This is a genomic window from Dermacoccus sp. Tok2021 (assembly GCF_019895135.1).
GTDB lineage: Bacteria > Actinomycetota > Actinomycetes > Actinomycetales > Dermatophilaceae > Dermacoccus > Dermacoccus abyssi.
The window spans coordinates 62,330-82,429 of sequence record NZ_JAGTHU010000008.1 but is presented as its reverse complement, the minus strand read 5'-3'; the positions used below and the strand labels follow the sequence as shown (position 1 = coordinate 82,429).

The 20,100-nt window shown below is 69.1% G+C and carries 19 protein-coding genes and 1 pseudogene; 5 read left to right on the top strand and 15 right to left on the bottom strand.

What is annotated here, in order from left to right:
* Nucleotides 1–82: 82 nt before the first annotated feature.
* The 10 genes from nusA to K9D12_RS06535 form a co-directional block, all read right to left on the bottom strand.
* Nucleotides 83–1,096 (bottom strand): transcription termination factor NusA, encoded by a 1,014-nt coding sequence (nusA, locus tag K9D12_RS06580; protein ID WP_187034665.1) that lies wholly within the window; start codon nucleotides 1,094–1,096, stop codon nucleotides 83–85.
* Complete coding sequence (rimP, locus tag K9D12_RS15070) at nucleotides 1,096–1,647, bottom strand: ribosome maturation factor RimP (protein WP_370633465.1); 552 nt, start codon at nucleotides 1,645–1,647, stop codon at nucleotides 1,096–1,098. Before rimP ends, nusA begins: the two co-directional genes overlap by 1 nt.
* 136 nt (nucleotides 1,648–1,783) lie before the next feature.
* Nucleotides 1,784–2,728: an ABC transporter permease gene (locus K9D12_RS06570; RefSeq protein WP_156170327.1), complete on the bottom strand. Its 945-nt coding sequence runs from the start codon at nucleotides 2,726–2,728 to the stop codon at nucleotides 1,784–1,786.
* On the bottom strand, nucleotides 2,715–3,524 hold the full coding sequence (locus K9D12_RS06565; protein WP_082128831.1) for an ABC transporter ATP-binding protein: 810 nt from the start codon (nucleotides 3,522–3,524) through the stop codon (nucleotides 2,715–2,717). Before K9D12_RS06565 ends, K9D12_RS06570 begins: the two co-directional genes overlap by 14 nt.
* Before the next feature lies 1 nt (nucleotide 3,525).
* Nucleotides 3,526–4,596 carry an ABC transporter substrate-binding protein gene (locus K9D12_RS06560; RefSeq protein WP_047312018.1) on the bottom strand — a complete coding sequence of 357 codons (1,071 nt, stop codon included), beginning with the start codon at nucleotides 4,594–4,596 and terminating at the stop codon, nucleotides 3,526–3,528.
* Nucleotide 4,597: 1 nt separating this feature from the next.
* Entirely contained in the window at nucleotides 4,598–6,022 is a 1,425-nt protein-coding gene (locus tag K9D12_RS06555; protein WP_223059731.1) for a sulfate adenylyltransferase subunit 1, read from the bottom strand.
* A complete protein-coding gene (gene cysD, locus K9D12_RS06550) occupies nucleotides 6,022–6,948 on the bottom strand; it encodes a sulfate adenylyltransferase subunit CysD (protein ID WP_129665264.1) in 927 nt (308 codons plus the stop codon). The genes K9D12_RS06555 and cysD overlap by 1 nt, the downstream gene beginning before the upstream one ends.
* Entirely contained in the window at nucleotides 6,945–7,490 is a 546-nt protein-coding gene (gene cysC, locus K9D12_RS06545; RefSeq protein WP_255464718.1) for an adenylyl-sulfate kinase, read from the bottom strand. Before cysC ends, cysD begins: the two co-directional genes overlap by 4 nt.
* The gene (locus K9D12_RS06540; protein WP_047312015.1) at nucleotides 7,487–8,188 is read right to left on the bottom strand and encodes a phosphoadenylyl-sulfate reductase; all 702 of its coding nucleotides are present in this window, start codon (nucleotides 8,186–8,188) and stop codon (nucleotides 7,487–7,489) included. The genes cysC and K9D12_RS06540 overlap by 4 nt, the downstream gene beginning before the upstream one ends.
* Nucleotides 8,185–9,867, bottom strand: a complete 1,683-nt coding sequence (locus K9D12_RS06535; RefSeq protein WP_223059730.1) for a nitrite/sulfite reductase — start codon at nucleotides 9,865–9,867, stop codon at nucleotides 8,185–8,187. The genes K9D12_RS06540 and K9D12_RS06535 overlap by 4 nt, the downstream gene beginning before the upstream one ends.
* 117 nt (nucleotides 9,868–9,984) lie before the next feature.
* On the opposite strand from K9D12_RS06535, the gene K9D12_RS06530 reads away from it, so the two are divergent.
* Both K9D12_RS06530 and K9D12_RS06525 read left to right on the top strand, forming a co-directional pair.
* Nucleotides 9,985–10,980 carry a hypothetical protein gene (locus tag K9D12_RS06530; RefSeq protein ID WP_223059729.1) on the top strand — a complete coding sequence of 332 codons (996 nt, stop codon included), beginning with the start codon at nucleotides 9,985–9,987 and terminating at the stop codon, nucleotides 10,978–10,980.
* 334 nt (nucleotides 10,981–11,314) lie between these two features.
* A pseudogene (locus K9D12_RS06525) lies at nucleotides 11,315–12,214 on the top strand (CapA family protein); the annotation flags it as partial.
* Nucleotides 12,215–12,218: 4 nt separating this feature from the next.
* Here K9D12_RS06525 and K9D12_RS06520 read toward each other — a convergent pair.
* Together K9D12_RS06520 and K9D12_RS06515 are read right to left on the bottom strand one after the other, a co-directional pair.
* Nucleotides 12,219–13,010 (bottom strand): TSUP family transporter, encoded by a 792-nt coding sequence (locus tag K9D12_RS06520; RefSeq protein WP_370633464.1) that lies wholly within the window; start codon nucleotides 13,008–13,010, stop codon nucleotides 12,219–12,221.
* A 128-nt stretch (nucleotides 13,011–13,138) separates the two neighbouring features.
* Nucleotides 13,139–14,899, bottom strand: coding sequence for a proline--tRNA ligase (locus tag K9D12_RS06515; RefSeq protein WP_129665254.1), 1,761 nt, complete (start codon nucleotides 14,897–14,899; stop codon nucleotides 13,139–13,141).
* A gap of 115 nt (nucleotides 14,900–15,014) precedes the next feature.
* On the opposite strand from K9D12_RS06515, the gene K9D12_RS06510 reads away from it, so the two are divergent.
* The gene (locus tag K9D12_RS06510) at nucleotides 15,015–15,737 is read left to right on the top strand and encodes a TIGR00266 family protein (protein ID WP_223059728.1); all 723 of its coding nucleotides are present in this window, start codon (nucleotides 15,015–15,017) and stop codon (nucleotides 15,735–15,737) included.
* Between the two features lie 100 nt (nucleotides 15,738–15,837).
* On the top strand, nucleotides 15,838–16,794 hold the full coding sequence (folP, locus tag K9D12_RS06505; RefSeq protein ID WP_240730181.1) for a dihydropteroate synthase: 957 nt from the start codon (nucleotides 15,838–15,840) through the stop codon (nucleotides 16,792–16,794).
* Between the two features lie 27 nt (nucleotides 16,795–16,821).
* On the opposite strand, the gene K9D12_RS06500 is transcribed toward folP, so the two are convergent.
* The 3 genes from K9D12_RS06500 to ispG are packed head-to-tail and all read right to left on the bottom strand — an operon-like array spanning nucleotide 16,822 to nucleotide 19,247.
* Nucleotides 16,822–17,238, bottom strand: a complete 417-nt coding sequence (locus tag K9D12_RS06500; protein WP_129665252.1) for a DoxX family protein — start codon at nucleotides 17,236–17,238, stop codon at nucleotides 16,822–16,824.
* A 9-nt stretch (nucleotides 17,239–17,247) separates the two neighbouring features.
* On the bottom strand, nucleotides 17,248–18,087 hold the full coding sequence (locus tag K9D12_RS06495; RefSeq protein ID WP_129665250.1) for a GNAT family N-acetyltransferase: 840 nt from the start codon (nucleotides 18,085–18,087) through the stop codon (nucleotides 17,248–17,250).
* A gap of 8 nt (nucleotides 18,088–18,095) precedes the next feature.
* Nucleotides 18,096–19,247, bottom strand: coding sequence for a flavodoxin-dependent (E)-4-hydroxy-3-methylbut-2-enyl-diphosphate synthase (gene ispG, locus K9D12_RS06490; RefSeq protein ID WP_187034642.1), 1,152 nt, complete (start codon nucleotides 19,245–19,247; stop codon nucleotides 18,096–18,098).
* Nucleotides 19,248–19,329: 82 nt separating this feature from the next.
* On the opposite strand from ispG, the gene K9D12_RS06485 reads away from it, so the two are divergent.
* On the top strand, nucleotides 19,330–20,091 hold the full coding sequence (locus tag K9D12_RS06485; RefSeq protein WP_223059727.1) for a pirin family protein: 762 nt from the start codon (nucleotides 19,330–19,332) through the stop codon (nucleotides 20,089–20,091).
* The last annotated feature ends 9 nt before the right edge of the window (nucleotides 20,092–20,100 follow it).

The window sequence follows — 20,100 nt, the reverse complement described above, 5'->3', positions numbered from 1 at the left end:
CCTAGCCTACCTGTTCGCGCCCGGGGCGGGAAAACGCGAAATCCCCCGGGTGCCCTCGCTCCCGGAGGATTTCCGGCCCGGATCAGCGCTCGTCGGCAACCACCGGAGCGCCCACGGCCGTGTCCGGACGGATGTCGATGCGCCAGCCGGTCAGCTTGGCCGCGAGGCGAGCGTTCTGGCCCTCCTTGCCGATGGCGAGGCTGAGCTGGAAGTCGGGCACGATGACGCGCGCAGCGCGCGCCTTCGGGTCCGTCACCTCCACGGACTCCACGCGCGACGGCGAGAGTGCAGCCGCGATGAACTCCTCGGGCTGGCGGGAGAAGTCGACGATGTCGATCTTCTCGCCCTGCAGCTCCGACATGACGGCGCGCACGCGCTGACCCATGGGCCCGATGCAGGAGCCCTTGGCGTTGACGCCGGGCTGCGTCGCGTGCACGGCGATCTTCGTGCGGTGTCCGGCCTCGCGGGCGAGGGCCGCGATCTCGACGGTGCCGTCGGCGATCTCGGGCACCTCCATCGCGAAGAGCTTGCGCACGAGGTTCGGGTGGGTACGCGAGAGGGAGATCTGCGGGCCCTTCGGACCGCGTCGCACGGAGACGACATAGCAGCGAATGCGCTCGCCGTGGCGGTAGACCTCACCCGGCACCTGCTCGGCGGCCGGGAGGATGCCTTCGATCGTGCCGAAGTCGACCTTGACGAACCGCGAGTCGTTGCTCTGCTGGATCGTGCCGGCGACGATGTCGCCTTCCTTGCCGACGAAGTCACCGAGGATGGCCTCGTCCTCGACGTCGCGCATGCGCTGCACGATGACCTGGCGCGCCGTGCTCGCGGCGACGCGGCCGAAGTTCTTCGGGGTGTCGTCGAACTCGGGGCCCGGCTCGCTCCAGGTGCCGTCCTCCTGCTTCTGCCCGTCCTCGCGCGCCCAGACGACGACGTGTCCGCTCTTGCGGTCGAGCTCGACGCGGGAGCGGCGGTAGGCGCCCTCCTCCTTCTGGTACGCGAGCAGGAGGGCCTGCTCGATCGCCGGGACGATGACGTCCATGGGGATCTCGCGCTCCCGCTCCAGGGCGCGCAGTGCTGCCATGTCGATGTCCATCAGACGTCCTCTCCCACGCCGTCGGTGTCGCCACCGTGCGTGAATTCCACCTGCACCTTGGCGCTGGTGATCGTTGGGTACTCGAGTCGGGTCGGCTCGGCCGAGGCGTGGCCGCCGGCCTTCGTGCCGCCCTGCTCGGGGGTGACGACGATCTCGGTGGCATCGGCGGACGTGAGGCGTCCGGCGATCTTCGAGCCGTCGTCGAGGGTGATCGCCACGAGTCGCCCGACGTTGCGGGCGAAGTGACGGGGTTCGGTGAGCGGGCGGTCGGTTCCCGGGGAGCTGACCTCCAGAACGTAGGGCTGCTCGCCCATGACGTTCGTGGCGTCGAGCTCGTCGCTGACGACGCGGGTGGCTTCGGCGACCTCGTCGAGCGTGACGGGAGCAACCGGCTCCGTCGTGGCCGTGTCCATCGCCACGATGCGGTCGAGGAGGATGCGCACGAGGCGACGCTTGCCCGCGGGCACGACGGTGACGTCCTCGACGAGTATTCCCAGGGGTTCGAGCTTGGGTGCGAGGGTTTCGATGATCGTTCGTTCCGCGCCTGCCACCGGACCTCCTGGAGTTGTCGTCACGCACCCGAGCGAGGGTGCGAAATGCGCGAGCACTCGGCCCGCGCGCGTCCACCTTACCGAACCTGACCCCCACGGGACACGCGCCTTTGGGGTGGGTCGGCTCTGCCTGAGGTCACAGCCCGCCCGCGGTGAGGCCGCGGCGACGCAGCAAGCTGCGCTCGATCGGGCTGAAGAGCAGCAATTCCACGGCCAGACCGACAACAAGGACGAGAGCGATCGCGGCGACGACCGTCGGCATGTCGGAGTTCGCCTGTCCCTGGCTGAGCATCGAGCCGAGACCGAAGCCCAGTTCGGGCGAGGAGACGATGAGTTCGGCGGCCATGAGGGAACGCCACGCGAAGGCCCACCCCTGCTTGATACCGGCGAGGTAGGTCGGCATCGCGGCGGGAAGCAGGACGTGACGTACCAGCTGCGTGCGCGACGCACCGAGCGTCCGGCCGGCCCGTTCGAGCAGCGGTGGCACTTGGTCGAGGCCGCCGATGAGGCCCATCGCGATCGACGGCACCGCGGACAGCAGAATGACGGCGTAGATCGTCGTGTCCGTGAGGTAGAACATCATGACCGCGAACGGCACCCACGCCACCGACGGCAGGGACTGGATGGCGGCCAGCAGGGGCCGGAAGGCCTTGCGCGCCAACCGGTGACGCCCCACGAGCAGGCCGAGCGCGCTGCCCAACACGACGGCGACGAGGAACCCGATCACCCCGCGGCGAAGGCTCACCCAGATCGCCGAGAGCGCGTCGCCCGAGGTGAGCGAGCGCCACAGCGCGGCAGCAATGTCGCCCAGCGGCGGCAGGGCCCACGTCGGCTTCACCTGCAACCAGACGAGGCACTGCCACCCGAGGGCGACGAGGGCCAGCGCGCCGAGCGGCGCGAGGACGGACGTGAGGTCGACGCGGCGACGCTTGGGTCGCGCCTGGACCTCGAGACGGTCGAGGCCCGAGGTCACGTCGGCGTCGCTGATCGCCGGCGTGGCGCGCACGACGGAACGGTGTCGGTGCGCATCGACCTCGAACGGGTCCTCCGCGTAGCTACGGCTCGAATCAGGCGTGGGCATGGCGGCTGATCTCCTCTCGCAGGCGGGCGGTGATCTCCCGGGAGAGGTCACCCACGCCCGAGTCCTCGATGATGCGCGGGTGCGGCAGGTCGACGTCCCACGTCCGCGCCACGCGGCCGGGGCGCGAGGAGAGCAGGACGACACGCTGGCCGAGGCGCACGGCCTCACGCACGTTGTGAGTGACGAAGACGACAGCCATCCGCTCGCGCTGCCACACCTCGGTGAGCTCGCCGTGCAGGAGGTCACGGGTCATGGCGTCGAGCGCCGCGAACGGTTCGTCCATGAGCAGCACCCGCGCGTTCTGGGCCAGAGCCCTCGCCATCGCGACGCGCTGGCGCTGACCACCGGACAGCTCGTGCACGCGACGGCCGCCGGCACCGGCGAGGCGTACCGTCTCGAGCAGTTCTTCGGCTCGTGCGCGGCGCTCTGGAGCCGCCACTCCCCCGAAGCGCATCGGGGCCTCGACGTTCTCGCGTGCCGTGAGCCACGGGAACAGTGCGCTCTCCTGGAACATGAGCGCGGGCTGCGGTCCGTCGACCTCCACGACTCCGGATGTGGCGGGTTCAAGTCCCGCAACGATCGACAGGAGGGTCGACTTGCCACAGCCGGAGGCTCCGAGGACGGAGACGAACTCACCCGGCGCGACGTCGAGGTCGATGCCACCGATGGCTTCGACGGCGTCCTCGCCGTGGCCGAAGACCTTGCGCAGCGCGCGCAGTGAGACGGCCGGGCGCACGTCGTGCTCCCCCGGGCTCGTCGGCTCGGGTCGGCGCAGCTGTGGTCGGGTGTCGGTCATGTCAGGCCTTTCCTCGTGCGCCGTAACCGCCGTCGTCGGCGCGCTCGAGACTGCGTGCGGCGAGCGCTCGGTTGAGCGGCGCGAGATCCGCGATGCCGTGCAGATTCGGTTTCACCTCGATACCGCCCGTGGCCCAGGTGTGCTCGGCCACCTCGGCGACGTTGGTGAGCATCGGATCCCAGCCGAACTCGACGCTCCTCATGGCGCGTTCGATCACGGTGGGCTTGAGCTTCTTCCCGGCGATTCGCTCGATCTCGGAGTTGAGCAGGGTCGATGCCTCGTCGCGGTGCGCCCGGATCCATCGCACCGTGTCGACATGCGCGCCGAGCAGCGCCTCCACCTGCTCGGGGCAGCGGCGGCGGTAGTCCTCGGACACGACGACGCAGGTCGTGGCGAAGCGCCCGCCCGGCCACCGGGTGCGCTCGTCCACGAGAACGTGCGCCCCCGCTTCCTCGACGAGCCGCGACACCCACGGTTCGGCCTGGTACGACGCATCGAGGCGGTTCTGCTTGAACTGGTCGAGAGTCTGGCTGTTGGCCATCCACAGCACCTCGACCGCGTCCTTGCCGGAACCGGTGGAGATGCCCTTCTCCCGCAACAGCGTCTTGAGCGCAACGTCCTGAGTGCCGCCGAGCTGCGGCGTCGAGACCCGACGACCGCGCAGGCCTTCGACGCTCTCGATGCCCTTGCGTGCCACGAGCGCGGCGCCTCCTGAGGCACCACCGGCCACGAGCCGCACGCCCTGACCCTTCGTCCGCACCCACGCGGTGATCGCCGGGTTGGGTCCGAGGTAGGCGACGTCCAGCGCGCCGGCGAGCATCGCCTGAACGGCCGAGGGTCCGCTCGGAAAGATCTGTGGCTCAAGACGCACACCGGGCAGACGCTCAGCGAACGTGCCCCGAGCCATGCCGGCCACGGCCACACCGTGCGTCACGTTGGCGAAGTAGCCGAGGCGAAGCCTGTGCGGGGACGCCTCAGCGGCGCCGCACGCGGTGAGGGCGGGCAAGACGAAGGGTGCCCCCACAGCGGCCGCGAGAACGGCGCGTCGCGAGGGACGATCGAGGGTGTTCATGTCAGCCGGCCAGCCAATCCTCTTCGGACTCTTCCTCCGGCTCCTCGCCGGCCGCCTGCGCCCCGAGGCCGAGGTCGGCCCCGACCATGCCACCCCCGATCGTGGCCCCGCTCGCAGGATCGATGACGAGGAAGGCGCCCGTGCCCCGGTGACGGGAGTAGGCGTCGACGGCCACCGGCTCCGCGAGGTGGAGCACGACCTGCCCGATGTCGTTGAGGCCAAGGGAATGCGCTCCGTCGGCCGGGTGCCACGTGCTCTCCTCGACGTCCCAGTGATGGGTGACGTCGGTGAGGACCGCTCGCACGACCTTCGTACCCGCCTTGACGAGAACACGCTGGCGCGGCGTGGTCGAACCTTCGGCGAGCCACGCCACGACACCCTTGAGCTCGCTCGTCACGTCGGGTGCGTCCGCCTCGGACTCGACGACGAGGACGTCACCGCGGGCGACGTCGAGTTCGTCGGCCAGGCGGATCGTCACGGATTCACCGGCGCCCGCTTCCTGCGCCGAGCCCGTGGGTGTGTCGATGCCGATCACCCGTGATCCCAGCCCGAGGGTGGAGGCACGCACGACGTCTCCGACGTGCACGACGCCGGACGTGATGCGTCCGGCCATTCCCCGGTAGTCGGGGTGGTCGCTCGTGCGCGGGCGGATGACGAGTTGCACCGGCATCCGGAAGTTCTCGACCCGCAGGTCGCGAGCCACCGGAAGGTTCTCCAGCAGCGTGAGCAGAGGCTCGCCCTCATACCAGGAAGGGGCCGGCGCGACAACACCCTCTCCGGTGAGGGCCGACAGGGGGACGACGGCGACGTCGCCCGCCAAGCCCACCTTCTCGACGAGGTCACGGGTGTCGCGGGCAACCTCGTCGAAGCGCTCCTCGGACCAGTCCACAGCATCCATCTTGTTGAGCGCGAACACGACGTGCGGCACGCGCAGCAACGCCATGAGAGCCGCGTGCCGCCGGGTCTGCGCCGAGACGCCGTGCCGCACGTCGACGAGAATCACCGCCGCATCCGCCGTCGACGCGCCCGTCACCATGTTGCGGGTGTACTGGACGTGGCCCGGGGTGTCGGCCAGGACGAAGGTGCGCTGCGGCGTGGAGAAGTAGCGGTACGCCACATCGATCGTGATGCCTTGCTCCCGCTCCGCACGCAGACCGTCGGTCAGCAGCGCGAGGTCGACGGTGTCGGCTCCGCGAGACGTGCTCGCCGCGACCATGGAGTCGAACGTGTCGGCCAGGATGTTCTTCGTGTCGTGCAGCAAGCGCCCGACGAGGGTGGACTTGCCGTCGTCGACGCTGCCCGCGACGACGAGGCGCAATTGTTCCGGAGCCGCCGTGGCACCGCTCGCGTCAGCCGGCTGTGATGGCACCGCGACCTCGCGTCCCGTCTCCGGTCGGCTCGTGGGTGTCACGTGGGTCGTTGTCATCAGAAGTACCCCTCTCGCTTGCGGTCTTCCATCGCGGCCTCGGAGAGGCGGTCGTCGGCGCGTGTGGCGCCCCGTTCGGTGAGGTGGCTGGCGGCCACTTCGGCGATGATCTCGGCGGTGGTTCGGGCACTGGATTCGACTGCGCCGGTGCACGATCCGTCACCCACAGTCCGGTAGCGGACGCTCTTGGTCACGACCTTCTCGTCGGGGCGCGGACCGAACCACGGGCCCGACGTGAGCCACATTCCGTCACGTTCGAACACCTCGCGATCGTGGGCGAAGTAGATCGGCGGGAGCGCGACGTTCTCGGCCTCGATGTAGCGCCAGATGTCGAGCTCGGTCCAGTTGCTCAGCGGGAAGACGCGCGTGTTCTCCCCCGGCGCGTGCCGCCCGTTGTAGACGTTCCACAGTTCGGGTCGCTGGTTGCGCGGATCCCATCCGCCGAGCGCGTTGCGCACGGAGAAGATGCGTTCCTTGGCGCGTGCCCGATCCTCGTCACGACGTGCGCCACCGAGGAGCGCGTCGAACTTCTGCTCGGCGATCGTGTCGACGAGCGGCACCGTCTGCAGCGGGTTGCGCGTGCCGTCCGGACGCTCGGTGAGGCGTCCGTCGGCGATCCAGTCCTCCACGGCCGCGACGTGCAGCCGCAGGCCGTGGCGAGCGACGATCTCGTCACGGAAGGCGATCACCTCGGGCAGGTTGTGTCCCGTGTCGACGTGGAGCAGCGTGATGGGCAGCGGCGCCGGCGCGAGCGCCTTGAGCGCCACGTGGAGCAACACGGCCGAGTCCTTGCCACCGCTGAACAGCAGTGCAGGACGGTCGAACTCGGCGACGACTTCACGGATGATCTCGATGGCCTCCGCTTCGAGAGCGCGGAGCGTCGAGGCTTCGGCGGGGTTCGTCGGGGTGTGCTCGAGCACGGTCATGACAGGTTCCTTTCCGACTCGTCGGACAGAAGGAGGGCGAGCACTTCAGCCGCTGAATCACGCACGCTGCGGCCCTCGGTCTCGAGGCGAAGATCAGGGTCCTCGGGAATCTCGTAGGGGTCGTCGACCCCGGTCATCGCAGGGATTTCGCCGGCGCGAGCCTTGGCGTAGAGGCCCTTGACATCGCGTCGTGCGCACTCCTCGAGCGAGGTTGCGACGTGGACTTCGACATAACGGGCACCGCTCGCCTCGTGGCGTGCTCGGTTCTGCTCGCGGGCGTCCGCATACGGGGCGATGACAGGCACGACGGCCCAGACCCCGTTGCGTGCCAGCATGTCGGCGAGGAAGCCGACCCGCGTGACGTGCGTGGTGCGGTCCTCGCGCGAGAAGCCGAGTCCCTTGCTCAGGGATTCGCGCAGTTCGTCGCCGTCGAGAAGTTCGACCCGCTCGCCCCGGGCGCGCAGGGCCTCCACGAGCTCATGGGCGATCGTCGACTTGCCGGCACCGGAGAGCCCGGTCAGCCACACCGTTGCGCCGCTCACAGGTTGATCCCGCATTCGGTCTTGTCCTGGCCCGCCCAGCGGCCGGCGCGAGCATCCTCTCCGGGTGCGACCCGGCGGGTACAAGTGGCGCACCCGATCGAGGGGTAGCCCTGGGTGAGCAGGGGGTTACTGATGACGCCGTACGCCTCGATGTACTCCTCGACGTCGGTGTCGCTCCACGCGACGATCGGCGCCACCTTGATCCGTTCGCGGCGCTCGTCGAAGCTGACCACCGGGGTGTCCCGGCGTGTCACGGCCTCGCTGCGCCGCACCCCCGTCGCCCACGCCTCGTACCCGTCGAGTGCATCGTCGAGCGGGTGCGTCTTGCGCAGAGTGCAGCACAGGTCCGGGTCACGGGAGAACAGGTCCTTGCCGTGGCTCGCGTCCTGTTCGGCCACGCTCTGGGTCGGCGTGAGGTTGCGCAGGGTGATGTCGTACTCCTGCGCGACCCGGTCACGCGTCGCGATGGTCTCGGCGAAGTGGTAGCCCGTGTCGAGGAAGAGCACGTCCACACCCGGCATGACACGTGACGCCAGGTGCGGCAGAACGGCGTCCTGCATCGAACTCGCGACGGCGAACTTGTCACCGAACTCCTCGCGCGCCCAGTCGAGCACGCGGATCGCCGGAGCTCCGTCGAGATCGCGGCGAGCAGCCTCCGCCACGGATCGCAGGGTCTCGGCGTCACGGACGGCGCTCATCGCAAAGCCTCCTCGTCCGCGCGACGAGCCCAGTCGCCGAAGGTCTCGCTCACCTCACGCTGTTCGACGAACCGGGTGACGACGCGTTCGACGTAGTCGCCCAGCTCGGTGGCGACCACCTTGTGCGCGCGTAGCTTGCGCCCGACGACGAGGTCCTCCCCGAGACCGCCTCCAAGGTGCACCTGGTAGCCGGGCACCTGTTCGCCGTTCTCGTCCGTGACGATCTGTCCCTTGAGGCCGATGTCGGCCACCTGGATGCGGGCGCACGAGTTGGGGCAACCGTTGAGGTGGATCGCGATGGGGTGTTCCAAGACCTCGTTGAGGTGTGCCAGGCGCGTCTCCAGTTCCTCGACGAGGTCGGCCGCGCGCTTCTTCGTCTCGACGATGGCGAGCTTGCAGAACTCGATGCCGGTGCACGCCATCGTGGCGCGACGCCAGTGCGACGGGCGGGCCTCGAAGCCCAGCGATCGCATCGTGTCGACGAGTGCCTCGACGTTCTCGTCGGCCACGTCGAGCACGACGAGCTTCTGATAGGGCGTGAGTCGCACCCTGGCCGACCCCGCAGCTTCCACGGCGTCCGCGACAGCCGCGAGCGCCGTACCGCTCGTGCGACCGGCGACGGAGGCGAAGCCGACGAAGTTGTCGCCGTCCTTCTGGCGGTGCACACCGATGTGATCGATCGTGTGCTTCGGCGTGGGCGCTGGCGGCCCGTCGACGAGCTTTCGACCGAGGAACTCCTCCTCGAGCACCTGCCGGGTGCGCTCGGCGCCCCATTCCTCGACGAGGTACTTGAGGCGCGCGCGGTTGCGCAGGCGTCGGAAGCCGTAGTCACGGAAGAGCTTGACGACGGCGAGCCACACCTCGGGCACCTCCTCGAGGGGCACCCAGGCACCGAGGCGCAGGGCGAAGAACGGCTTGGTGGAGAGGCCCCCGCCGATCTGCAGGTCGAAGCCCGGTCCGTGCTCGGGATGGATCGAGCCGACGAAGCTGATGTCGTTGATCTCGGGCGCCATGTCGGGCAGCCACGCGATCGCCGTCTTGAACTTGCGCGGAAGGTTGGCCAGCTCGGGGTCGCCGACGTAGTGCTTCTTGATGTATTCGAGCGCCGGGGTGGCGTCGAGGACCTCATCGGGGTGCACGCCGGCCACGGGCGAACCGAGGGCCGTGCGGGTGCAGTCTCCGCACGCTTCCATCGTGTCGAGACCGACGGCTTCGAGGCGCTCCCAGATCTCCGGCACGTCCTTGACGTCGATCCAGTGGTACTGGATGTTGTGCCGGTCCGTGATGTCGGCGCTGTCGCGGGCGAAGTCGGTCGAGATGCCGGCGAGGACTCGCAACTGCTCGGTGGTGAGCTGGCCCCCGTCGATGCGCACGCGCATCATGAAGAACTCGTCGTCGAGTTCTTCGGGCGGCAGCGTTGCCGTCTTGCCACCGTCGACACCCGGGCGACGCTGCGTGTACAGACCCATCCAGCGGAAGCGGCCACGCAGGTCGGTGCCCTCGATCGTGTCGAATCCACCGGCCGCGTACTCCTCGAGGATACGGCGGCGAACGTTCAGCGGAGCGTCGGCCTGCTTGAAGACCTCGTTCGGATTGAGGGGGTCACGTTCCCCGAGGGCCCACTGGCCTTCGGGCTTGCGTGCACGGCCCTTCGGGCGGGCCTGGGTCGTCGCCGTCATCACTACTCCTCGCATCGGCCCCATAACCCTTACTTTTGCATCACCCAACTGCAACTAATGACTACCGAGCGGTCCACACTGTGAACGCTCCCCCGTCGTCCGTGGGACGATGAGCGCATGCCGTCTGCTCGTCCCCCTCACGCGCTCGCCCGTCGCACCTTCGTCGCAGCCGCGCTCGTCGCACCGCTCGCCGGGTGCGGGCTCCGGCTCGAGAGTGACGCCCCCGTTCCCGGCCCCAAGGCGGAGCCCGCGCCTGACACGAAACCGCTCGAGCAGGTTCGCGCCTGGCTCGTCGAAGCGATGACGGCCGCGGAGCGCGAGACCATCCACCATGCCCAGGCCGGAACTGCGCAGAAGTTGCACAACGCCCAACTCGACCGTCTCGACGCGACGCTGAAGGGCCTGGGTGCCACGACGCTTCCGTCGGTGACGGCAACCGGCACACCGAATGCTCCGCCGACGAGCTCGAGTTCGTCGACCCCCGCGAGCACGCCGAGTTCGACGCCCGAGCAGGTCCCGCCGTCGGCATCACCCTCGGCCTCGCCCACCGGCGAATCGACGTCGTGGACGAGGGCCGAGAGCGTCTGGGCCGGAGCACAGGCAGCAGTCGTCCTGCAGCGCGTCAGCAGGAACTCACGGCCGGTCGCCCTGGCGATCGCTGCCGCGAGTCTCGCGTCGTTACGACCCGCCGACATCACCGTCCGGTGGCCCTCGACCATCGCCATGCCCCGAACCGACGGCACTCTCCTCGCGTCCGTCGAAGCAGTCATCGACGCCCTCGAGTGGTCGGCGGCTCGCACCAAGCTCTCCGCGCGCGAGGAGATCACCGCGCAGCTCGAGTGGGCCTATGCTGCGCGCTCACTCACCCAAGCCGGTATGCCCGCGCAGGCCGCCGGCAAACGCGCGCCCTGGCGCACGTACTCCACCCACGCGCAGGCTCACGACGTGGCCCGCAAGGCCGCGTTGGGAGTCGTGTCGGGCGCTGCCAAGGTCTCGTCCTCCACGAAGAGCGCACACGAAGCTGCGGGGTTGCTCTCGGTCTGGTCCGGTGCGGCTGCGGTGGCCGAGCAGCTCGGCGAACCGCTGCGTCCGCTTCCCGGACTCTCCGCCTGATGGGTCGTTCACCACGACCTACGATGCGTCCCATGCGGACCCGCGCCCACGCCACCGTCCTCGCGGCCGCGCTCGTTCTCCCCGCGGGATGCTCCTCGGGCTCGTCGACATCGTCGCCGTCGGCCACCTCGGCGAGCAGTCACTCCTCCTCCGAGTCGAGCACCACACCGAACTCGCAGGCTCCCTCCGGTTCGGGCACTTCCTCGATCCCCGCGCCGAAACCGGTCACCGGCAGGCCCGCCACGATCACCATCGGTGCCTCCGGTGACCTCATCGCCCACGCGAGCACCGTCGCGCAGGCGCGAGCGGCCGCGGGAGGGCGGGGCTACGCCTTCGCCCCTTCTTCGCAGCCCTCAAGCCGACGGTCGGGGCCCCGACGATCTCCATCTGTCAGATGGAGAATCCGCTGTCGCGCACGAACACGGATCTTTCGGTCGAGTACAGCTTCAACGCGCCACGCGAGTTCGCTACAGCGACGCGATCAATGGGCTTCGACGGGTGCAGCACGGCCAACAACCACACGTGGGACCGGGGCCAGAAGGGCATGGAGGAGACGCGCGAAGTCCTCGCGGCCAACCATCTCAAAGCCTCCGGCCCCGGGACGAAGGCGGGCGAGAAGGGCCAGCCCGTGTTCTACGAGGCCAACGGTCTGAAGGTCGCGCAGCTGTCGTACAGCTACAGCCTCATCAACGCTGTCGGCGACCAGTCGAGCGTGCCGAAGGAAGCGCCTTGGTTGAAGGACGCCATGTGGTTCACACGCACGTCCAAGGGCGTCGTCAAGGATGCCGCCGCAGCGCGCGCCCAGGGCGCGGACCTCGTGCTCGTCTCCATGCACTGGGGTTATGAGTACGAAGGGGTCAACGCTCAGCAGAAGCAGGTGACGGCGGAGCTGATGCGCTCTGGCCAGGTCGACTGGATCATCGGCAACCACCCGCACGTCGTACAACCCTGCGACAAGGTGAACGGTCGCTATGTGACCTACTCGCTCGGCAACTTCTTCAGCGGGCAGATCGCGGCGATCAAGCCAGGAACCGCCGAGCGAGCGTTCGCCGCCGTGACCTTCGAGCGGGACGCAGCCGGCAAGTGGAAACAGTCGATGACGTTCCAGCCGACCTACCAGAACCAGACGACGCGACACGTGGAACTGGCGAGCCCGACCTCGAACGCCGACTCCTACCGCAAGACAGTCAGGACGATGGGTCTCATGGGCTGCGACGCGAAACCGGCGAGCTGAACCGTCAGACGAGCCCGAACTGGTGCGCTGTGTCGTAGCCGATCTTGACCACGAACGCGCCCACGACGAGCACGAAGACGACGCGGACGAACCCGGCACCCTTCGACACGGCCGTGCGCGCGCCGACGTAGCCGCCGGCGAGGTTGGCCAGCCCGAGCACGAGCCCGACCTTCCACATCACCGCTCCGGCGGGGATGAAGACGACGAGGGATGCCAGGTTGGTGGCGAAGTTCGCGAGCTTCGCCTTGGCCGACGCCTCGAGGAAGCGGTATCCGAGCAGGCTCACGAGGGCGAAGACGAAGAAGCTGCCCGTGCCGGGGCCGAGAGCGCCGTCGTAGAAACCGACGCCGAGCCCGATGGCCGCAGCCGTGCCGTAGTGACGGCGCGTTCCGGCGTGACGCAGGTTCTCGAGCTGACCCATGGACGGCTTGAGGAGGGTGTAGGCACCCACGCAGACGAGCACGACGAGGATGATCGGGTTGAAGGCCGAGCGCGGGATGTGGCTCGCGACGGCGGCGCCTGCCACCGAACCGGCAAACGAGAAGCCCGCCAGCGGTAGGGCTATGCGCAGGTCAGGTTTGACTCGGCGCAGATACGTCGCGGAACTCACCGACGTGCCGCAGATCGAGCCCAGCTTGTTCGTCGCGAGCAACTGTGCCGGGGCAGCGTGCGGAAACGCGACCATGAGAGCGGGCAACTGCACGAGCCCGCCACCGCCGACGACGGCGTCGATCCAGCCGGCGCAGGCAGCAGCCAGGCCGAGCAGGACGAGGGTCATCAGCTCCGGGTCGTTCACCACGACATCGTCGTGCAGCCACTCGGCTGCGGCAACTCGGTCTCACGTGCGACGCGGCCGGGTCTCCACACGCACGAGGGCCCCGACATCGGCGCCGGGGCCCTCGTGGGCGAGAAGGAGGGCGCGGATCAGCCGCGGACGTCCGTGACGACGGCCTGCGTCAGCTCTGCAAGGGGGACGTCACGCTTGTCGCCGCTGCGGCGGTCCTTCACCTCGACGACGCCGTCGGCCAGGCCGCGGCCGAGCACGACGATCGTCGGCACGCCGATGAGCTCGGCGTCCTTGAACTTCACGCCGGGGCTCACCTTCGGGCGGTCGTCGTACAGCACGTCGAGACCCTGTGCCTCGAGGTCGGCGACGACCTTCTCGGCCTGCTCGTAGACGGAGGCGTCCTTGCCCGTGGCGACGACGTGCACGTCGAACGGCGCGATGTGGCGCGGCCAGATGAGGCCGAGCTCGTCGAGGTTGCTCTCGGCGATGGCGGCCACCGCGCGCGAGACGCCGATGCCGTAGGAGCCCATTGTCACCGTGACGAGCTTGCCGTTCTCGTCGAGCACCTTGAGACCGAGGGCCTCGGCGTACTTCGTGCCGAGCTGGAAGATGTGCCCCATCTCGATACCGCGTGCGAGCGTGAGCGGCCCGGAACCGTCGGGCGCCGGGTCGCCTTCCTTGATCTGCGCGGCCTGGATCGTGCCGTCAGCGGTGAAGTCACGGCCGTGCACGAGGTCGATGACGTGCTTGCCGGCTTCGTCCGCGCCGGTCACCCACGCCGAACCCTCGGCGATGCTCGGGTCGAGCAGGTAGCGGATGCCGCTGCTGTTCGACTCCCCCAGGACGCCCGGGCCGATGTAGCCCTTGGCCAGCATCGGGAAGGTGGCGAAGTCCTTCTCCTCGAAGGCCTCGACGTCGGCCGGCGACACCTGCGCCTCGAGACGCTTGGCGTCGACCTCGCGGTCACCGGGCACACCGATGGCCAGGGGTTCACGCGTGCCGTCGGGGTGGACGAGCATGACGAGGACGTTCTTGAGCGTGTCGGCGGCGGCCCACTCACGGCCGTCCGTGCGCGGATGGTTCGCGTTGAGGGCCGCGACGAGCGTGTCGATCGTCGGGGTGTCAGGTGTGTCCTCGACATGCGCGGCGCCGGCGGTCACCTCGATGGGCTCGGCCTGCGGCACGACGACGGCCTCGACGTTGGCGGCGAATCCCCCGGGGCTGCGCACGAAGGTGTCCTCACCGTGCGGGCTGACGGCGAGGAACTCCTCCGAGGCGCTGCCACCCATGGCGCCGGAGTCGGCGTGGACGGCGACGTACTCGAAGCCGAGGCGGTCGAAGATCTTGACGTACGCACCGCGGTGCTTGAGGTAGTTCTCCTCGAGGCCCTCGGGCGTGTGGTCGAACGAGTAGGAGTCCTTCATGATGAACTCGCGTCCGCGCAGCAGACCGGCGCGGGGACGCGCCTCGTCGCGGTACTTCGTCTGGATCTGGAACAGGATCGTGGGCAGTTCCTTGTAGCTCGAGAACATGTCCTTCACGGTGACCGTGAACATCTCCTCGTGCGTGGGGCCGAGCAGCATGTCGACGCCCTTGCGATCGGCGAGGCGGAACAGGTTCGGGCCGTACTCCTCCCAACGACCCGTGGCCTCGTAGGGCTCACGCGGCAGGAGGGCGGGGAAGCTCAGTTCCTGACCACCGATGGCCTCCATCTCCTCGCGGACGATGGCCTCCACCTTGCGCAGCACCTTGAGGCCCAGCGGCAGCCAGGTGTAGATGCCGGGGGCGGCGCGACGCACATAGCCCGCGCGCACGAGCAACTGGTGACCCGGCAGCTCGGCGTCCGAAGGGTTCTCGCGAAGCGTTCGCAGGAACAGGTTGGACATGCGCTGTGCCACGTTGGCTCTCCTCGATCTCGGGTGACGAGCCCACCTACGGGGCAATCGTCATACCGGCCAATGATAGTCGGCCAGAACCCCCGAAACTCACCGCCTCCGCTGCCATGATGGCGGTATGCAGATCAACCTTCGCCACAACCCCTCGTTCGCCGTGGCCCGCATGTTCCTCGCGCCCGGAGAGCCCGTCCAGGTCGAGTCCGGCGCGATGATGGCGCACTCCCCCGGCGGGCAGATCTCGAGCAAGGCAGCGGGCGGCGTCATGCAGGGCCTGAAGCGCTCCGTGCTCGCCGGTGAGTCATTCTTCACCACCACCTACACGGCGCCCCAGAACGGGGGTTGGGTCGACGTTGCCGGCGTCTTGCCCGGCGACATCCTGCCGATCGAGATGCGCCCCGACCGCCCGTTCTTCGTGGCTCGCGGCAACTGGATGGCGAACAGCTACGGCACGGAGATCTCCTCGAAGTTCGGCGGCATGGGCAACCTCTTCGGTGGTGAGGGCGGCTTCGGTCTGCAGGCCAGCGGCGAGGGTCTCGTCCTCCTGTCCGTCTACGGTGCCATCGACATCGTTGACCTGCAGCCCGGCGAGCAGGTCGTCATCGACACGGGCCACGTCGTCGCGTACGACCTCAACATGCAGTTCCGCACCCGCCGCGCCGTCGAGGGCAAGTCGATCCAGTCGATGAAGTCCGGTGAGGGTCTGGTGTTCGACTTCGTCGGCCCCGGCCGCGTCTACCTGCAGTCGCGTAACCCGTCGGCGTTCGCCGCGTGGGCGTCCAGCATCGCCCCGAGCGGCAACCAGTCCGGCGGCCTCGGGGGCGTCTTCAACGCCTTCAACTGACGGCGCACTCGACGCACGACGAGGGCGCGCACCCTTCTAGGGGTCCGCGCCCTCCGTGCGAACAGCACGCTCGCCCGCGTCGCCCCAGTAGAGTCGCCACGTGCCCAACAATCCGCACGACCGACTCGCGTCCCCGGCTCCCCTCGTCCTGCGGGGTCGACGCTTCGACGCGCGACAGCCGGCCGTCATGGCGATCGTCAACCGCACCCCCGACTCCTTCTACGCGGGCAACCGACACTCGGATCTCGACGACGCCCTGACCGCGCTCGACACGGCGGTCTCCGAGGGCGCGGACATCATCGACGTCGGCGGAGTACGGGCAGGCGGCGAGGGTGCGTGGGTGAGTGCGGAGGAGGAGACGGACCGGGTTCTGCCCTTCCTCCTCGAGGCCCGGCGGCGTCATCCCGACGTGGTGCTGTCGCTCGACACGTGGCGCTCCGAGGTCGTCCTCGCCTGCGCCGACGCGGAGATCGACCTCGTCAACGACACCTGGGCCGGGCACGACGGTGAGCTCGCCACCGTCGCGGCCCGAATCGGGGCAGGCATCGTGTGCAGTCACACGGGCGGGCTGCCCCCGCGCACGGACCCCGTCGCCATCACCTACGGCGACGACGAGCTCGACGTTGTGGACGACGTCGTGCAAGCCCTCGCCGTGGAGGCGGACCGAGTGCGCGCTGCGGGTGTGCCGGACGAACGCATCCTGCTCGACCCGACGCTCGACTTCGGCAAGACGACCCGCCACTCCCTCACGGTGCTACGCCACAGCGCCGACGTCGTCGCGCTCGGCCTGCCGGTCATGCAGGCCATCTCACGCAAGGACTTCGTCGGGGAGAGCCTCGACCTGCCGGCCGACGAGCGGCTCGAGGGGTCGCTCGGGGCCACCGCCGTCGCGGCGTGGCTCGGTGTGACTGTCTTTCGTGCTCACGACGTGCGTGCGACGCGAAGGGTGCTGGACATGGTGGCCTCGATCCGCGGCGATCGACCGCCTGCCCGCGCCGTCCGTGGTGAAGCGCCCGACGGCGTGGAGGCAACGCTGCTGCGTCACCCGCGGGGCTGAACGACGCAGCCCTAGGAGCGGCTCTCTCTAGCCGCGGCCGCCCCGAGCAATCGCGACGCTCGAGCGGATGAGCGGCCACTGCAGCGGAAGACGTGCCACGCTCAGGGCGCGCTGCACCTCACGCTGCGGCGTGCTGCCACGGCGCGTGATGCGCGAGTGCGCCTGACGCGCCATCTCGACGTTGGCGGGGAACACAGCCACGAGCAGAGCAGCCGACGCGGCGCCTGCAACCTCACGGGTGCGCGGCGTGAGCATCCCTGCTGCACAGGCCAGTTCGGCGACACCACTCACATAGACGAGCTCACGACGTCGCGGCAGTTGCTTCGGCACTATGCCCTCGAACACCTGAGGCTTGACGAGGTGGATGACGCCGGAGACGACGTACGCGCCGACAAGGCCCCGCGCCACCGGCGTGAGGTGAGTGATGTTCGCTCGCAAGTCCATGACGATCTCCTAGAGGATGACGGTGGCGAAAGTGCCCACGCGCTCGAAGCCCGCCGTGAGGTAGGCACGCAGCGCCGGGAGGTTGTAGTCGTTGACGTAGAGACTCACGGTATCCGCATGAGCCTGCTCGACGAGGTCGGCGACGGCGGCCATGCACGGTGCGGCGAGACCGCGCCCTCGATGGCTCGGCGCCACCCAGACGCCCTGGATCTGCGCCACGCCCGACGCGAGCGAGCCTACGTCCGCCTTGAACACGATCTCCTCACCTTCGGTGACGACGTAGGTGCGCTCCTGCTCGACGAGACGTGCGATGCCGGCGCGGTACACCGCGTCGCTGCCGACGTACGGGCGGTACCCGATCTCCTCGGTGAACATCGCAGCGGCAGCGGGAACGAGAGCGTCGAGGTCGTCACGCCGTGCCGGGCGGACGCGCCGGTCGGGAGTGACCCCGGTCTTCTCTCGCGCCGAGCGCGACGCCAACATGAGAGGTTGCTCGGGCCGGTAGGACATGGGCTCACCGAAGGAGCCACGCAGGTGGTTCCACAGGGCAAGCGTCTGGTCGGCCGGACCGAAGAGCGAGGCAAAGCGCCGCTTGCCGCGCCGAAGGCGACTCGCGTACCGGGCGACGTCCTCGGACGCGAGGTTCACCGGCACGACGTTGGCCGAAGCCCACACCATCGAGCGCAACGGCGAGCCGCCGAGACCGAAGGCCACTCCCCCGGCGCCGAGCAGGCCTTCGTCGAGACGTGCGGCGACGAAGACGTTGTGGACGCGGTCGAGGTCGCACAGCGCACGGGCGTCGTCGACGTCGGCCGCACTGAGCGTCCGAACGCCGGAGGTGCGCAGCATGAGGGGCGTCAGCTGACGGAGACCGAGGGCGCGCCGCCCTCGGCGTCCTCGCCCATCTCCTCGGCGATGCGCATGGCCTCTTCGATGAGGGTTTCGACGATCTGCGACTCGGGCACCGTCTTGATGACCTCACCCTTGACGAAGATCTGGCCCTTGCCGTTACCGGAGGCGACGCCGAGGTCGGCCTCACGGGCCTCGCCCGGACCGTTGACGACGCAGCCCATGACGGCGACGCGCAGCGGCACCTCCATGCCTTCGAGGCCCTTCGTCACCTGCTCGGCGAGCGTGTAGACGTCGACCTGCGCACGGCCACAGCTGGGGCAGCTCACGATCTCGAGCTTGCGCGGCTTGAGGTTGAGCGACTGCAGGATCTGGTTGCCGACCTTGACCTCTTCGACCGGCGGGGCCGACAGGCTGACGCGGATCGTGTCACCGATGCCGCGCGAGAGCAGGGCGCCGAATGCGGTGGCGGACTTGATCGTGCCCTGGAAGGCGGGGCCGGCCTCCGTGACGCCGAGGTGGAGCGGCCAGTCGCCGCGCTGGGCGAGCATCTCGTAGGCGCGCACCATGACGACGGGGTCGTTGTGCTTGACCGAGATCTTGAAGTCGTGGAAGTCGTGCTCCTCGAAGAGGCTCGCCTCCCAGACGGCCGACTCGACGAGCGCCTCGGCGGTCGGCTTGCCGTACTTCTCGAGCAGACGCTTGTCGAGCGAGCCGGCGTTGACGCCGATGCGGATGGAGACACCCGCGTCCTTCGCCTCCTTGGCGATCTGCTTGACCTGGTCGTCGAACTTGCGGATGTTGCCCGGGTTGACGCGCACGCCTGCACAGCCCGCCTCGATGGCGGCGTAGACGTACTTGGGCTGGAAGTGAATGTCGGCGATGACGGGGATCTGCGCCTTGCGCGCAATGGCGGGCAGCGCCTCCGCGTCGTCCTGGCTCGGGCAGGCCACGCGCACGATGTCGCAACCAGACGCCGTGAGCTCGGCGATCTGCTGGAGCGTGGCGTTGATGTCCGTCGTCGGCGTCGTCGTCATCGACTGCACGGAGATGGGTGCGTCACCACCGACGTCGACCTTGCCGACCTTGATCTTGCGGGTCTTGCGGCGGGGCGCGAGGACAGGTGCGGGGGCCGAGGGCATCCCAAGAGAAACCGGCATGCCCCAATCCTAAGCCTGCCGACAGGATGCCCGCTCCCCGCCGGCTGGGAATCGCCTCTGCCCGGCGGACGTTGGCCCGAACGTGACGACCCCTCAGCCGCTGATGCGTCTGTACCCGGTGCGTGAGCGCTCGGAGCAGCGCGTCGACGGGATGCTCGGGCGCTTCTCCTTCCCGTTCGCGGGCAACTTCGACCTCGCCAGGTACGCGCACGGCGCACTCCTCGTGCACAACGACGACATCATTGATCCGGGCGGTGGCGTCGACCCGCACCGCCACAGCGAGATGGAGATCGTCACGTGGGTCGTCGAGGGCGAGGTACGCCACACCGACACCGCCGGGCACACCGCGCACCTCACCGCAGGCACGATGCAGCGCATGAGCGCGGGCACCGGCATCCTGCACTCCGAACTCAACCCGAGTGACTCAGACCCCGCGCGCGTCGTTCAGATGTGGGTGCCGCCGGACACCCCGCGCCTTCGCCCTGCCTACGCGCAGCGCCACCTGAGTGACGCGCTCGACGAGGCCGCGCAGGAGGGCCGTGCCGTGACCGCGCTGTCCGGGCGTGAGGGCGAGGAGCCGGGACTTGGCATCGCCAACCACTGGGTGGCCCTCGACATCGCCAGAGTTCTACCGGGTCGCGAGGTCTCGTTTGCTGCCGCGCCGCACACGCACCTCTACGTCACGCGAGGCGCACTCGAGGTGAGGGCCGACCACGTCGACACCTCGATCGAGGCGGGCGAGGGTGATGCCGTGCGCGGCTCGTGGACCGGCGCCCTCACGGCGCGTTCGGCGAGCGACGACGTCACCGAGGTGCTCGTCTGGCGGATGCACGCCAACTTCTGAGCGGTACGT

Coding starts and splice junctions, on each gene's coding strand:
- cysD (WP_129665264.1), bottom strand. CDS start 6,948: ATGACCGTGCTCGAGCACACCCCGACGAACCCCGCCGAAGCCTCGACG.
- K9D12_RS06540 (WP_047312015.1), bottom strand. CDS start 8,188: ATGAGCGCCGTCCGTGACGCCGAGACCCTGCGATCCGTGGCGGAGGCT.
- K9D12_RS06500 (WP_129665252.1), bottom strand. CDS start 17,238: ATGGACTTGCGAGCGAACATCACTCACCTCACGCCGGTGGCGCGGGGC.
- ispG (WP_187034642.1), bottom strand. CDS start 19,247: ATGCCGGTTTCTCTTGGGATGCCCTCGGCCCCCGCACCTGTCCTCGCG.
- K9D12_RS06560 (WP_047312018.1), bottom strand. CDS start 4,596: ATGAACACCCTCGATCGTCCCTCGCGACGCGCCGTTCTCGCGGCCGCT.
- K9D12_RS06530 (WP_223059729.1), top strand. CDS start 9,985: ATGCCGTCTGCTCGTCCCCCTCACGCGCTCGCCCGTCGCACCTTCGTC.
- K9D12_RS06495 (WP_129665250.1), bottom strand. CDS start 18,087: ATGCTGCGCACCTCCGGCGTTCGGACGCTCAGTGCGGCCGACGTCGAC.
- K9D12_RS06510 (WP_223059728.1), top strand. CDS start 15,015: ATGCAGATCAACCTTCGCCACAACCCCTCGTTCGCCGTGGCCCGCATG.
- K9D12_RS06570 (WP_156170327.1), bottom strand. CDS start 2,728: ATGCCCACGCCTGATTCGAGCCGTAGCTACGCGGAGGACCCGTTCGAG.
- K9D12_RS06535 (WP_223059730.1), bottom strand. CDS start 9,867: ATGACGGCGACGACCCAGGCCCGCCCGAAGGGCCGTGCACGCAAGCCC.
- K9D12_RS06555 (WP_223059731.1), bottom strand. CDS start 6,022: ATGACAACGACCCACGTGACACCCACGAGCCGACCGGAGACGGGACGC.
- nusA (WP_187034665.1), bottom strand. CDS start 1,096: ATGGACATCGACATGGCAGCACTGCGCGCCCTGGAGCGGGAGCGCGAG.
- K9D12_RS06565 (WP_082128831.1), bottom strand. CDS start 3,524: ATGACCGACACCCGACCACAGCTGCGCCGACCCGAGCCGACGAGCCCG.